The organism is Paenibacillus sp. J31R30 (assembly GCF_059692115.1).
In genome coordinates this window covers 1-15408 of sequence record NZ_JCAUAV010000014.1, presented here as the reverse complement: position 1 = coordinate 15408, position 15408 = coordinate 1, and the positions used below count along the sequence as shown (strand labels likewise).

At 45.0% G+C, this 15408-nt stretch carries 12 protein-coding genes and 1 riboswitch; of the genes, 10 read left to right on the top strand and 2 right to left on the bottom strand.

The features are described 5' to 3' along the window. Window positions 1-9: 9 nt before the first annotated feature. A complete protein-coding gene (locus AC58QO_RS28625; protein ID WP_497271606.1) occupies window positions 10-534 on the bottom strand; it encodes a hypothetical protein in 525 nt (174 codons plus the stop codon). Between the two features lie 345 nt (window positions 535-879). Beyond that, window positions 880-1049, top strand: a riboswitch (cyclic di-AMP (ydaO/yuaA leader). 117 nt (window positions 1050-1166) lie between these two features. On the opposite strand from AC58QO_RS28625, the gene AC58QO_RS28620 reads away from it, so the two are divergent. After that, entirely contained in the window at window positions 1167-1637 is a 471-nt protein-coding gene (locus tag AC58QO_RS28620) for a hypothetical protein (protein ID WP_497271604.1), read from the top strand. A gap of 70 nt (window positions 1638-1707) precedes the next feature. On the opposite strand, the gene AC58QO_RS28615 is transcribed toward AC58QO_RS28620, so the two are convergent. Next, entirely contained in the window at window positions 1708-2493 is a 786-nt protein-coding gene (locus AC58QO_RS28615; RefSeq protein WP_497271798.1) for an alpha/beta fold hydrolase, read from the bottom strand. A gap of 282 nt (window positions 2494-2775) precedes the next feature. On the opposite strand from AC58QO_RS28615, the gene AC58QO_RS28610 reads away from it, so the two are divergent. From AC58QO_RS28610 to AC58QO_RS28570, 9 genes are all read left to right on the top strand, one after another. Beyond that, window positions 2776-3201, top strand: coding sequence for a hypothetical protein (locus AC58QO_RS28610; protein WP_497271602.1), 426 nt, complete (start codon window positions 2776-2778; stop codon window positions 3199-3201). A gap of 164 nt (window positions 3202-3365) precedes the next feature. Continuing rightward, on the top strand, window positions 3366-3443 hold the full coding sequence (locus AC58QO_RS28605; RefSeq protein ID WP_171631218.1) for a potassium-transporting ATPase subunit F: 78 nt from the start codon (window positions 3366-3368) through the stop codon (window positions 3441-3443). A 47-nt stretch (window positions 3444-3490) separates the two neighbouring features. Beyond that, window positions 3491-5161, top strand: coding sequence for a potassium-transporting ATPase subunit KdpA (kdpA, locus tag AC58QO_RS28600; RefSeq protein WP_497271796.1), 1671 nt, complete (start codon window positions 3491-3493; stop codon window positions 5159-5161). A gap of 68 nt (window positions 5162-5229) precedes the next feature. After that, complete coding sequence (gene kdpB / locus AC58QO_RS28595; protein ID WP_497271600.1) at window positions 5230-7272, top strand: potassium-transporting ATPase subunit KdpB; 2043 nt, start codon at window positions 5230-5232, stop codon at window positions 7270-7272. A gap of 28 nt (window positions 7273-7300) precedes the next feature. After that, a complete protein-coding gene (gene kdpC / locus AC58QO_RS28590; RefSeq protein WP_497271598.1) occupies window positions 7301-7864 on the top strand; it encodes a potassium-transporting ATPase subunit KdpC in 564 nt (187 codons plus the stop codon). Between the two features lie 72 nt (window positions 7865-7936). After that, window positions 7937-10243: a histidine kinase gene (locus tag AC58QO_RS28585; RefSeq protein ID WP_497271596.1), complete on the top strand. Its 2307-nt coding sequence runs from the start codon at window positions 7937-7939 to the stop codon at window positions 10241-10243. Between the two features lie 4 nt (window positions 10244-10247). After that, window positions 10248-11816 carry a DUF4118 domain-containing protein gene (locus AC58QO_RS28580; RefSeq protein ID WP_497271594.1) on the top strand — a complete coding sequence of 523 codons (1569 nt, stop codon included), beginning with the start codon at window positions 10248-10250 and terminating at the stop codon, window positions 11814-11816. After that, a complete protein-coding gene (locus AC58QO_RS28575) occupies window positions 11782-12477 on the top strand; it encodes a response regulator (RefSeq protein ID WP_497271593.1) in 696 nt (231 codons plus the stop codon). Before AC58QO_RS28580 ends, AC58QO_RS28575 begins: the two co-directional genes overlap by 35 nt. Window positions 12478-12973: 496 nt before the next feature. Then, window positions 12974-15408 (top strand): immunoglobulin-like domain-containing protein (locus AC58QO_RS28570; RefSeq protein ID WP_497271591.1); only part of this gene is annotated, 2435 nt, incomplete at its 3' end.

Sequence of the window (15408 nt, the reverse complement as noted above, 5' to 3'; positions counted from 1 at the left end):
GGGTAGCCCTTACTTCACAGTGGGGCTACCTTTTCTCATTAAGATTTCCATCTGATGCTCTTCACTCACCCGTTTCATGAACCCATGAAACTCTTCCTCTGTTTCACATACGGCAGTATGTTCCAGCCAAACAAAGAATCTCTTCTTAAGAATGGCTGAAGCATGAAGAGGGTATGTCAGCCGAGATTTTATGATATACAACCCAGGTGAAACTTCATTCCACGGTGAGTTGAAAATCGTACGGATAGATAATCGAGTCCGATTCTCCCAATCCTGCTTTTTTTGCTTGTTTCTTATCGACTGATACATTCTCATAATCATGTGATGATCGGATATTTCAGTCCATGATGAAAATCCTGACAGGATAGCATCTTGTGTGATCTCGGACTTTTCTTTAGAAAACCAATAACCAACAATAATAGGGAAATGATTTTCTTCTTCTAGCCATAAGACACCGAACCACTCGTAATTTAAATCAATCGGATTCAACAAATGAGATGCAATACCTAAATAATAGTGGGGAAAGGAAGTCATGACATTACTCCTTCTTGACTTAGTCTCAAAGTCGGTAGTGAATGAATATGCCATAATTGTATGTTTGAAACGTATAAAAAGGGGGTAAAGAATGGATAGCAAACGTATAAAAATAGAATAAAAACGCAAATCCGTTGGTTTTCTAAACGTCGCTGGGCTAATGGTCGACTACTGCAAAATGGTAAAAACGGGAGTAAGCCGAAGCATTTCTATCGAAAATGCATGTGATTTATAATTGGACGCGCTTTCATAAACAGTGAAGGTCACAGATTGCAAAATAATTGTCTCCAGCGTATTTTACATTCTAGAGCAATCGGCGTAACATTCGTTTCAGCAACAACATAAAGATGCAAAACGCTGAGTTCCCGCAAGGGAAACGGGGGAACCAACCGAAGCCGATCGGAAGTAGAATCGGTTTCTCGGGGTGAATCTAAAGCAAGCGCAGCTTGCCAAAGTAGGGCACTTCCAAGCCCGAATCCGACAGCTAACCTCGTAAGCGAATTGGGAGAGAACAACCTTCTTTTCGTGGTGTCCACAGCGCGTAATTTCACGCTGCTTCGAGCCCGAGAGTAGAGATTCTCTGCTCTTTGGCTTCTTTGTGTTGTTCACAAAATGAGGAGAGTGACTCTATTATGTATCCCGAACCCCTGACTCTAGTAAGAGAATCAGACGAACGTACCAAACTTACGAAGGAATGCAAGATTACCCGTATTGAATGTTTTCAATTTGATTGTGAACTATCGGATAAGCTGCTGCCTGGACATGGCACGGACTGTCATTGCGGTTTATTGACGATTTCAACGAATCTTGGAACATGCGGATTAGGGCAATATGAAATTCCATGCGGCAACTTAAAGGGAGATTTCGTACGATGGGCTGTGGTCTTTCAAAAGCTCAAAGGTCTTACCCTGAAGGATGGTTTGGATTATGTTCATCAGAGACAAGAGGCATGGGGAGAAGTGCGAACACATTTAATTGTATCTGCATTAACGAATTTATCTGAAAAGCTAGAGAACTCATCAACTGCAACAGTACAAGAACTACCTTGCCTATCTGATCGCACTTATTTATTTGAGCATTCTGGGGCTTATATCACTTTCTAAATACTCGATATCATTGTAAAGAGCACCTCTACCCACTTATGGATTCTAGTGGATGGAGGTGCTCTTTGTCTTAACTAGGATTGGCCGGAATGAGGATTTCTGGCAATGGATGCCCTGCGATCCATGAAGATACTGTTTTAGAAAAGAGAGCTGGTTTCTCCAAGGGCCAGTTATGCTTAGCTCTTCTTACAAAGTAACTCTTGGAGCTTGGGTAGGAAGCGCATAGGTGAAGCAGAGATTGCTGGATAGAAGCCCCTTCTTTCTCGCCTGCCATCGCGAGCATTGGCGGAAGCTTTTGATGAGAAGCAATGTCGGGTAACTGAAATTCAAGATTTTCTCTGGTAATTCTTCCTGATGTGCGCCAATCCTGCATAATGAAATCTTTCCGAACCTCTTCAAAATGCTTCATCGGGATACCCCATTGATTCATTTTAGCGCGAATGAGCCAGTCCTGATGTTTAATTGGCAAAATGAATTTATGCATAAAAGAGATCCATTGCAGCGAAATAGATGGCTTGGTACAAACGCCGCTGACCAGAACGCTAGTCACCAACTCAGGTGCTATAGCACTCAATTGAAGTGCCACTTGTCCTCCAACATCTAACCCAATAACATGCGCACGATTCCCACGAGCCTTTTTCTGAATGAGTTCAGCCATGTGCTCAGCCGCATTCGGAATGGAGAAAATACCTCTGTGTATGCTTCCTCTGTGTTCAGGGAGGTCAGGTATGAGGCAATGGAATTTAGTTAAATGATCGACGTGAGGTCGCCACATCCAGCCTCCTAAACTGCTTCCGTGCAAGAAAACGATCGTTGTAGGGTTCTGGGTGCCTGTTTCAAAATGATGTAAAAACATAGTCAAGTTATTCCTCCTGAGGTTTTTTCATCTCTCGAACGCTTAGAGACGTATATTACTCTTGAGAAATTAGCTTTGTAAAACGAGTCAAGTTTGATTTTAGTGGGAAAACGATGGAAAAGAGCCAGAACTCGCCATAATGTTGACAAAACCCTACTCATTCATCATCAATCAAGAATAAAAATATTTTTATATTTTTTTTATACGGATGCTATAGATTCTTTACCCCCTTTTTATAAGGATCGGCGTTACAATGTTTCAGGAAAGGGGGCGGTGGTCGTCATGCAAAGTGACTTGTTGCTGATAGCTGCGCCAACCAAGGCAGGCGAGGAGTTTATGAAACATACGAAATTGGTTGGTTTTCCTTATGTTGCATTAACTAACAACAAGATGGAGAGAATCAAGTTAGAAGGTCAAGGAGTGAAGCAAATTATCCAAGTGGATACGACGGATCCAGCGGCGTCCATCATTCCCGACTATCCGATTGGGAATGTCGTTCTGTTTGAGGAGAGCTTGCCGCTATGCTGCCGGTATATTCAAATTTGTCGCAGTTGGACTTCAAGACCCATTTATGTTATCACCCAAAGCGTAAATCCTAGATTAATTTACAAAGGACTAGGCGCGGACTATGTCATTTATTCTAAAAATGGTGATGTTAAGTTTCTACTATCATCCCTTAAACCAAATAAAAACATAAGTTCTGTCTGATTTGAAGGAGGTGTGTCATGTACAACGATGTAACGATGATTTTATTATTTGCAGTCACTTTTCTAGGGTTTTGGGGATTTGCGAAATATTGTGAGAAAGCTTGAGGTTTACGTTTGTATATTCAAAAAGGATATTTGGAATAAAAATGTATAGGAGGTAACCATATGATTGTTATCGGACTCATTGGATGTGCCATTATGGTATATCTCGGTTTTGTTTTAGTAAAGCCTGAGAAATTTTAATTGCAGAATATGAGCTTATGTAAGCAGGGGGAGAACCTACTATGGGTATGGGATTGTTACAAGTAGTCATCACACTAGGGATTATCATGCTTTTGGTAAAGCCTGTGGGAAGTTACTTGGTCAAAGTGTTCGGCTATGAAAAAAGTGGACTTGATCGTGTGTTTGGTCCTTTCGAGCGTGTATCTTATCGTATCATGGGCGTTAAAGAAGACGAAGCCATGGGTTGGAAAAAGTATTTAGGAGCCGTATTGTTAGTTAACTTTGTTATGATGCTGCTCATTTATGCCGTATTTCGGCTTCAAAAATATTTGCCGCTAAACCCTGACGGCATTGGTAATATGCCTCCGGCATTAGCATTCAATACAGCCGTTTCTTTTATTACAAATACGAACTGGCAAGCGTATAGCGGTGAGAATACACTGTCGTATTTCTCTCAAATGGTGGCCATTACATTCCCAATGTTTACATCGGCGGCAACTGGATTCGCGATAGCAGTCGCTTTCATCCGCGGCCTCATTGGCCGTCAAGATAATCTTGGGAATTTCTATGTAGATATGACAAGAGCGATTACACGCGTATTTCTACCGCTAAGCTTCCTTGTTGCTTTAGTGTTAGTTTTTCAAGGTATTCCGCAAACCTTACTTGGAGCCGTACAAGCTACAACAATTGAAGGCGCTGAGCAAACGATTACTCGCGGTTTAGTTGCTTCTCTGGAATCGATTAAACATATTGGCACCAATGGTGGTGGTTGGTTCGGCACGAACGCCGCGCATCCATTTGAAAATCCGACGCCTGTAGCCAACTTGATCCACATTATTTGTATGATGCTGCTGCCTACTGCACTGGTGTACGCATTCGGACTCATGATCAAGAACAAGAAGCAAGGCTGGACGATTTTTGCTGCGATGGGGATCATCTTTATCGTAATGTTGTCCACTGTATTCTATGCTGAGTATAAAGGCATTGCTGCAGTAGATGCATTAGGTGTGCATGGCAACATGGAAGGCAAAGAGGTTCGATTAGGGATATCCGAAACAGCTTTGTTTACAGCGGTAACCACGGCTGCAACAACAGGTAGCGTCAACGCGATGCATGAGTCGCTTACGCCGCTCGGAAGCATTGCCCCATTTGCAGAGATGATGCTGAACAATGTGTTCGGGGGTAAAGGAGTAGGCTTGTTAAACGGATTGCTTTACTTGATCTTATCCGTCTTTATCTGTGGACTCATGGTTGGTCGTACGCCTGAGTTTTTAGGTAAAAAGATTGAAGGTAAAGAGGTCAAGTTAGCGGCTATTGCTATTCTGATCCATCCGCTCATCATTCTGGCACCAACAGCTTGGGCGCTGATTCGCCCTGAATCGGTTACTTCTATAGCGAATCAAGGCATGCATGGTCTTTCGGAAGTGTTGTATGCCTTCACGTCAGGTGCGGCAAATAACGGGTCTGCCTTTGGCGGCTTGACCGCAAATACGAACTTCTACAACTTGGGCATTGGTATGGTCATGCTGTTTGGCCGTTACATTTCAATCATTGCGATGCTCGCAATTGCGGGCTCACTTGCTACGAAGCGTGTCGTTCCTGTTACGACAGGTACTTTGCGGACAAATACACCCTTATTTATGGGGATTTTAATCATGATTATTCTAGTTATTGGTGCTCTAACGTTCTTCCCGGCGCTGGCATTGGGGCCGATTGCTGAACACTTGGCGGCGCGTTAAAAGGAAAGACGTAGAATCTGAGAGACTTTGAGCTACGCTCAAAGGTCCCTATATATGGAGTGATTTACATGGCTGCGGAACGTAAAAAAACAATGACAAAAGACATTATGAATCAAGCTATCTTTGATTCGTTCAAAAAATTAAATCCGTGGGTGATGATCAAAAACCCGGTTATGTTTGTAGTAGAGATTGGTACTATAATTACTTTACTGCTTTCACTCGCACCAGAGTTATTCGGCAGTACAGAAGTAGGGCGGGGTTATAACATCGCAGTGTTCTTGATCTTGCTGTTCACCTTGCTTTTCGCTAACTTCGCAGAAGCTTTGGCAGAAGGCCGCGGTAAGGCGCAGGCCGATTCTTTACGGAAGACGAAATCAGATACAATGGCTCGCCTGGTTCAAAAGGATGGTTCTTATAAGCAAGTGTCTTCGACTTCTCTCCGTAAGGGGGATGTGGTCCGTATTGAAATGGGAGAGATCATCCCGTCCGATGGCGAAATCATTGAAGGCTTAGCTTCCATTGATGAGTCAGCTATTACAGGGGAATCTGCTCCGGTAATTAAGGAAGCTGGCGGCGATTTCTCATCAGTGACAGGCGGTACGCGGGTAGCTTCTGACTACATCGTAGTCAAAGTGTTGACGGATCCAGGCGAATCATTCTTGGATCGCATGATTGCACTTGTGGAAGGTGCCAAACGTCAGAAAACACCAAACGAAATTGCGTTAACTACGCTGCTTGCTGTATTAACACTGATCTTCTTAATCGTCATTATGACGATGGTTCCGATGGCATCGTATTTAAACGTTAAATTAGAAATTTCCACGTTGATTGCGCTGCTTGTATGTCTCATTCCAACAACGATTGGCGGCCTCTTGTCAGCGATCGGTATCGCCGGCATGGATAGAGTAACCCAGTTTAACGTGCTTGCCATGTCAGGTAAAGCAGTTGAAGCGGCAGGCGATATCGATACGATGATTCTGGATAAAACAGGGACGATTACGTTCGGTAATCGGATGGCTTCCGAGTTTGTGCCTGTGAACGGTGTAGCTGCGAAAGAAATCACCTTTGCATCGCTGCAAGCCTCTGTGAAGGATGAAACACCAGAAGGACGATCCGTTGTAGAGCTTGCCAATAAACTTGGTGAGTCTTGGCAAGCAAGTGGCTATGAAGCTGCAGAAGTGGTCGAGTTTACCGCTGAAACGCGTATGTCTGGGCTTGATTTGGCAAACGGCGTGAAAATCCGCAAAGGTGCGGTAGATGCGATCAAAAAATATGTCATTGCGCTTGGCGGGAAAATTCCAGCAGACCTAGAAACGATAACGAACAGAATCGCGAAAGCCGGAGGCACTCCTTTGGCTGTTGCGATTAACGAGCGGATCTATGGCGTTATTTACCTCAAGGACACGGTAAAACCGGGCTTGAAGGAACGTTTTGCGGAACTTCGCGCAATGGGCATCAAAACCGTCATGTGTACAGGCGATAACCCATTAACAGCTGCAACGATTGCACTCGAGGCCGGTGTTGATGAGTTTATAGCTGAAGCGAAGCCGGAAGATAAAATTGCTGCGATCAAGAAAGAACAGCAAGAAGGTAAACTCGTTGCCATGACAGGCGACGGAACGAATGACGCTCCTGCGCTTGCTCAAGCGGATGTAGGACTTGCGATGAATTCGGGGACGATGGCTGCCAAAGAAGCTGCCAACATGATCGATCTGGATTCTGATCCGACCAAGCTGCTTTCAGTCATTTCCATTGGTAAGCAACTATTGATCACTCGCGGAGCTTTGACGACGTTCTCTATCGCCAACGACATTGCGAAATACTTCGCAATCATCCCTGCGATGTTTATTCTAGCTATGCCGCAGCTGCAGGCCTTGAATATTATGAATCTGGCCTCGCCAGAATCGGCCATTCTATCCGCCTTAATTTTCAATGCCATCATCATCCCGCTGTTGATTCCAATAGCAATGAAGGGTGTTAAGTACCGGGCGATGTCGGCTGATAGATTGTTATCACGTAATGTTTTGATCTACGGTATCGGCGGTGTCGTTGTGCCATTTATTGGGATTAAAATTATTGATATGGTACTTCACGGCTTAAACATCGTGTAAAGAGAAAGAGAAACGAGGAGATCGCGTTATGAAATCGGTTATGATAGCTGTTCGTGTGTCGTTATTGTTCATGATCGTCTGTGGGCTCATCTATCCACTTGCTACGACAGGTGTGGCTCAAGTTTTATTTCCCAAACAAGCAAATGGCAGTCTTATAGAATCAAGCGGTACGGTCATTGGATCGGAATTATTGGCTCAAAGCTTCGAGTCTCCAAAGCTTTTCCATCCAAGAGCTTCTGCAGCCAAATATGATCCTAAAGCATCATCAGGTTCAAATACAGCGGTAGCATCAAGCGATTATGCTGCGGCAATGGCAGAGAAGATTGATGCCTGGAAGAAAGAAAATCCGAAGCTAACGGAAGTTCCGGCTGACTTGGTTACTGTCTCTGGTTCCGGTTTTGACCCTGACTTGTCCCCAGATGGGGCAAAAGCCCAAGTCCCTAGAATTAGTAAAGAAACGGGGATTGCTGAGAGCAAACTGAATGACCTAGTTGATCAATTTACAAAAACAAGGCAGCTTGGAATATTCGGTGAACCTAGAGTCAATGTGACTGAATTGAATATGGAACTGCTCAAGCAAGTGAAATTGTGATCGCAGGCAACCACTCTCGATATGTGAGAGTGGTTTCTGCACGTTTAGAGAAAGGGGGAGGAAGTGACTAGTATGGATGGTTTCAAAAGAAAAACACCAGAAGAGATCCTATTATCCATCTCCAAACTGCACCGCGGTACCTTTAAAATTTATATCGGGGCGGTCAGCGGATCTGGTAAAACGTATCACATGCTGCGAGAAGGACATAATCTCAAGGGACAAGGAATCGATGTGGTGATCTGTGCGGTTTCGACGCTCCAACGACCGGAAACCGTGGAACAATTGGGGGATTTGGAGAGGATACCAAGCATTCATTGGATGAAAGACGGCGTGGAACAAAAGGATCTGAACATGGATGCCTTACTCGAGAGAAACCCTGAAGTTGTTCTCGTTGATGGGCTTGCTCATCAGAACCGGGAGGGCGCCAAATTTCCAACCAGGCTCGAAGATATTAAATATTTACTCTCCCACGATATTAGCGTGATCAGCACGGCGAATGTCTATGAGCTAGAAGGGACGATGGAAGTTGCCCATAAGCTGACAGGCATTGAAGTAAGGCACTGCGTTCCCTCAGATACACTGGAACTGGCCGATGAGGTGAGACTCATCGATGCAACGCCGGAAACGATTTTAACGCGGCTAGAAGAGGGGCATTTAAAGGGGAACAAAGATGCAGCCTTATTTAAACGCGGTAATTTAGGTGTGCTGCGAGAATTGGCCCTCCGTCTTGTTGCCGAAGATGTAAATGATTCATTGGAAGAGCATCGTGAACAAATGGGGATTCAGGGGCCATCCGGAGCGACGGAACGCATTCTGGTTACAACGCAATATCACTGGAATGGTTCCATTTATGTACGCCGTGGTCAACAAATCGCGAAGCGATTGAATGGCGATCTGCATGTGGTCACGCTGCGTAAAAAAGGTAAAACGCTTACCAAAGAAGCGGCTGCTTTTCGAAGGTCAATTATGAAGCTTGTAGAGAAAGTAGGCGGTAAATTTGAAGAGTTGCCGCTTTCTTTTCGCCGCTGCATTCCTAAGATCTTAGTGAACTATGCTAATGCAAATCATGTTACACGCATTGTATTAGGGCATTCCAAACAAACGAGATGGCAAACTTTTATACAAGGGTCGGTAATCAATGGCGTGTTAAAAAGAACCAAAAACATTGATGTGTTCTTGGTAGCCGATCGTGCATCTCAAGAGGGAGAGCGTATTCTGCCTGCTCATATTCACACGCCCAAGGAGCCATACAAATATAGACGTCTGAGCAAACAAGAAGTGGAGGCGAAAATCGATAAAATCAGACGAGGCAGATTTAAGGTGTACATTGGTGCTGCGCCTGGTGTCGGTAAAACGTACACGATGCTGCGGGAGGGCAATGATCTGCTCAAAAAGGGGATCGATGTGAAGATTGGTTTGCTTGAAACCCATGGAAGAAAAGAGACGATTGGGCAAGTGGGTGATCTTGACGTTGTGCCACGCGCAGTGAACCAATATCAAGGTGTAAGGCTGGAGGAGATGGATACAGAAGCCATTATTCGTCTTCGGCCTGAAGTGGTATTAGTGGATGAACTTGCACATTCCAACGTACCAGGAAGTAAGAATAAAAAACGCTATGAAGATGTTCTTGAGATTCTGGAAGCTGGCATTTCGGTTATCTCGACTGTAAACGTTCAGCATTTGGAGAGCCTGAATGATGCCGTCGAGCAAATAACGGGGATTCGCGTGCGGGAAACCGTACCAGATAGTATTCTACGTACAGCAGATGAAGTTCAGTTGATTGACGTTGCTCCAGAAGCGCTGCAGCTTCGTATGAGAGACGGCAAGATTTATGCGATGGTCAAAGTAGATCAAGCGTTAAACAACTTTTTTAAGACGGGAAATCTAATCGCCTTGCGTGAATTAGCGCTGCGTGAAATCGCGGATGATGTCGATGAACGTTTGGAATCGATGGAGCGTAAGAGCTCTCTGCGTGGTCCATGGCGGCGGAAAGAAGTCATTTACGTGTGTGTGACGGAAATCTCGCAGGCTGATCGCTTAATTCGACGGGGGTTTCGCATTGCGCATCGGCTTAAAGCAGCTTGGCATGTTAGCTTTATTGCAGCTGCTCGGCATACGGATGATGAGTGGAAGCCAAAGCTAGATGTGCTAGAGAAGCTGACGATTCGATTAGGAGGCGAATTTTCCTATCAAGAGGTAGTGAATCGCAACCAAATTCCACGTGTTCTTGTAGCTAAAGCAAGTAACGCCGGAGCTACACAAATCATCGTTTGGAAAGACGCTATCGTCAAAAAGCTCTTGCCGCATGTCAGTCAAATGGATGTGCTCATTGTCGCTGATTATGATTCGTGGCAAACTGCAAGAAATAAGGTAAAATAAGCTTATGGAAACTCAAAAAAATGAACATGTAAGCTGGAAATCATATGGTGTGACGGCACTTTTTATCGTCGTTTTGACATTCGTTCTAAAAGGTTTTGATCCATTCTTTGATCTCGTCAACATTTCTCTCCTTTACTTATTTCCCGTTTTGTTTAGTGCTGTTCGATGGGGGAGGGGACCCTCTTTTTTTGCTGCGGGATTAGGTGTGTTGGCTTTTGATTTCTTTTTCGTGCCGCCTACCCTGAGCCTTACGGTTGCAGATTTGCGTTATATCTTAACCTTTGTTGTGTTCTTATGTGTGGCAGGGCTTACAGCAAGCCTTGCTTCAAAGCTAAGAAATCAAATCCAGCAAGCGCAGCAGAAAGAGGCGAGTACCGCTGCTCTATATGCGCTAAGCCGCAAGATTACGGCTATTGCTGACCTTGACGTATTGCTAAACCAGATTGTTCAGCATGTTTCCGATACGTTGGATGCTAAAGCTGCTATCATTTTACCAAACCAGGAGGGTGAACAGCGGTTAGAAGCCTATTCGAAGGATGGCGGGGATTGGGCCAGCGATGAAGCCCACCTAACTATCGCCGGATGGGTGAATAGTAACAATACGATTGCTGGTCGAGGGACTCGAACATTGAGTGGATCATCAGATCTGCATGTCCCCTTAGCTACAGACCAGCAAGTACATGGTGTGCTCGCTGTACAAGTTAGCGATAGATTAATGTCCGAAATGCCAGAGCTTATTCGGATCATCGAAGCGCTTTCGGATCTAGTGGCCGTTGCAATATCTCGCGTTAAGTTAGCTAATGAAGCGAAGATCGCGCAATTGACCGCGGAGTCTGAAAAGCTGCGGACTGCGCTATTGGACTCGCTTTCCCACGAATTGCGAACACCTTTGGCAACAATCATTGGTTCAGTAACCGGACTTCTGGAAGGGGAAAACGTCTTTAGTCCTGAAGATCGACGAGAGCTGCTGCTGACGATTCGTGAGGGTTCCACACGGATGAACAGACTCGTTGGGAATTTGCTCGGTATGGTTCGGATTGAAAGCGGTATGTTACGTTTAAATAAAATGTGGTGCGGAATCGAGGATGTGCTAGGCGTTGCCTTAACGCAGTTGAAGGATTCTCTGCAGAATAGAGTAGTCAGCATAGCTCTTGATCCGGAACTTCCATCCGTTCCGTTGGATGAAGTTCTTATTGAGCAAGTGCTGATTAATGTGATTAGTAATGCCATCAAGTATTCACCGGAAGGAAGCGCAATCCTTATCCATGCGGTGGAAGAGCATGGTATGTTGAATTTATCTATTGCAGATGAAGGTGCAGGCATTCTTCCAGCCGATAGAGAACGGATATTCGAGAAATTCTATCGTGGAAATCGTACGAAGCATATTCCTGGCACAGGGCTTGGACTCGCGATCTGCAAGAGCATCGTAGAAGCGCATGGCGGTTCGATTACTGCTGGTGCGAGGATAGACGGCAAGCAGGGTACCGTTATCCAACTAAGCTTGCCTTTACAATTCGCTGAGAAAGACGGGGAAAACCATGACAACCACAGGAGCGAAAATTTTAGTCATTGATGACGAGGCACAAATACGGAAATTACTGCGGGTTACCTTAACCGCACATGGGTTTGAAACGTCGGAGGCCGCAACAGGCCAGGAAGGCCTGCTGCAGGCTACGATGGTTCGACCTGATCTCATTGTGTTAGATTTGGGGTTGCCGGATATAACCGGCATGGAGGTGCTGGATGGGATTCGGGAGTGGTCTCAGGTTCCCATCATCATCTTAACTGCACAGGATCAAGAGACTGACAAAGTCGCCGCCCTTGATCGCGGTGCGGACGATTATGTAACGAAGCCTTTCGGAATGGGCGAATTCATGGCCCGGATGCGTGTTGCCCTTCGGCATATCGCCAAAGCACCTGATGAGCCCGTGCTGAGGCTTGGGCAATTGGTCATTGATTTGGCGAAACGCAGTGTCGAGCTCCATGGTGAGAAGCTAAAGCTAACGCCAACCGAGTATGATTTACTCAAGGTGCTTGGCGTTAATGCAGGGCGCGTCATGACACATAAGCAGCTGCTCAAACAAGTATGGGGCGGTCAGCAGTATGAATCAGACAGCCAGTACCTTCGGGTATATGTTGGGCACTTGAGGAAGAAGATCGAGACAGATCCGACGAGACCGCAATATATTTTGACAGAGCCGGGGATTGGGTATCGGTTTGCTTGGCAGGAATGAGAAGAGGGCTGTAATTCGCTTATACGAATTACAGCCTTTTTTGTGTTTACCATTTTTAGCGAGTGAAGGCTTGGGAGGCGAAGTTAATTCCAAAATATAGGACGAAAGGGGGATCTCTCGGTATGAAAACCATTGATTTGTAACGAGTGGATAAAAAGTCCTTTGAATGAATTGCTTTTAAGATCGGATGGTGTTACTTTTTCTGGAATTTTCGGTGTACTACGGGATTAGCAAGAATGCGGTAGGTACAATGGATTACTGATTTTATATAAAATTATTTCAAACATGTATACATATCGTATCTTATGTGATACGATATGTATCGTAAAGAATGTGACTAATTACCTAGGCGACGAGGAGGAATACGCATGATTGGATCCTGATTGTCAGGAAGTGACATCGAGACAACTTAGATTGCGGATCCTGAAAAGCTGATTTTAATAAAGGAATTACTCAGTAAAATAAACTGTGCTCACATTAACGAAGGAGAAATGTCATGAACAAGAAAATGAAAAAGCAATTATATACCTTTGCTATTACTTGTAGTTTACTGGCTGGAGTGCCGGCAGCATTGACTTTGTACAGTCCTTTAGCAGTAGCTGCATCGCCAGGAGTAATTTTTAATGAAGACTTTAACACAGGAAGCGCGTTATCGAATTGGACCACGAAAAGCGGGACATGGGCAAAAACAGGTAGTTCGAATAAATCCGTACGAGGAAGTAATGGTCCTGGGCTATTGCTAAGAACTTCAGAAACTGGCGGCGATTTTACCTACGAAGCAGATTTGACATTGAGCTCGGATGCGTTGGGATATCTGGTTTTTAGAAGTAACGCAGATGGAACTAATAATTATTACATAGAACTAGATAGAGGAAATGATACGGTAAGATTAATGAAGACGGTATCAGGGGCTAAATCTTCAAAAGCTTCATCTGCTGCTGAAATTAGTTCGGACACATACCATGTTAAAGTAGTTACTTCAGGAAATAATATCAAATTTTATTTTGATAACTCTACCACTGCAAGTATTAATTACTCGGATACATCTTCTCCGTTCACAACCGGTCTGTTTGGTCTAGGTACAGGTAATGGCAATTCAGTTACATTTGACAATGTATTAGCATACGATTCTCCATTTGAATTCAGCGTTAATGGGAAATCTGTACCAGCGAAAAGCGCTTCTACCGTCGTTACAAGAATTGATAGCGGTGCAACGGGGCTTAAGTATCAATGGACGCAAAGTAGCACGCCACCAGCGGCTATTGCTGCAGGATGGACTACATTTACAAGCGGAAGTACGCTTACTAAAAGCAGCGGTACTGGTGTTAATGGGAATTGGTATTTACATATTAATTTCTCGGATTTTACAGGAACTAATAAAACGGTGACCTCGAGTCCTTTCGTTTTGGACAATACGGCTCCCGTGATTACACTTAACGGCAGTACACCGATGGAAGTTGAGCTAGGTGGAACTTATACCGAGCTAAGCGCATCTGCAACGGATAACATCGATGCGAGCCTACCCGCAGTAACAGCAAGCGGTACTGTCAACACGAATGCGACAGGGTCCAACACTATTACGTACACTGTAACCGATACAGCGGGGAATACAGCGTCGTTGCCGCGTACAGTGACTGTGGCGGATCATGCAGATTCCTACAACTTTAGTCAAAATGGAAGCATTACACCGATTAAGAATGCGTCTACGGTAGTAACGGTTTCGGGGACTGGGGTGGATACTTCAAGCTTGCAGTATCAATGGTCAACAAGTAGTACAACTCCTACAGGAGGAACATGGACTTCATTTACAAGCGGTACTACGATATCGAAAAGCAGCGGAGACGGCACTTGGTATCTTCATGTGAAATATAAAAAGGGTACCACTGTAGTAAAAAATATTAAATCCAACAGCTTCTTGTTCGATAATACAGCACCTGTTATTAACTTGATTGGTAACACTTCAATAAATGTTGAGCTTGGCGACACTTTCACTGATCCGGGAGTTACTGCGACGGACACAAATAGTCTACCTGCAGTAACAGTAGGCAGCAATGTAAACATGAATGCTGTAGGAAGCTATACCATTCAATACAACGTATCAGATGCTGCGGGGAATGCAGCTATTACAAAGCAGCGAACGGTGAATGTGGTGGATAGCGGTGATGGAAGCAGCTTTAGCATCAATGGAAGCAGCCTGCCTTCGAAAAACGCGTCAACGAAAGTAACTTTTACTGGCAGCAGGGTCGTACCTTCAAGCTTGAAATATCAATGGTCGCAAAGCAGCACCTCGCCAACGGGTACATGGACAAGCTTTGCAAACGGTGATATTTTAACGAAAAGCAGTGGGGACGGCGTCTGGTACCTGCATGTGAAGTATCTGAGAGGTACAGCTGAGAAGACGATCGTTTCGGGTAGCTTCCTGCTCGACAACACCTTGCCCGTACTGAATTTGACAGGTGACGCCATTGTAGAAGTCGAGCTTGGCGGAACATTTAGTGATCCAGGAGCAACGACGGAAGCGGGTCTCGCAGTCACCCAAACAGGTACTGTAAACACGAATGTGGAAGGCGCGTATACGATTGTGTACCACACGGCGGATGCAGCTGGCAATGAAGCGTCTGTATCACGTACAGTGAACGTGTTCGATCAAGCCGACGCACACAGCTTCATCGCCAACGGAAGCGCTGCGCCTGCGAAGAGCGCATCAACCAAAGTGACGGTCGATGGAACAACGGTGACAGGCCTGCAGTATCAATGGACGCAAAGTACGGATGCACCAACTAGCACATGGACGCCATTTGCAAGTGGCGACACCCTAATCAAAACCGGTGGAGACGGCGAATGGTACCTGCACGTGAAGTATATGAAGGGCAGCAAAGCGAAAAGCTTCGTTTCTGAAAGCTTCCTGCTCGACAACAGCGTGCCTGAACT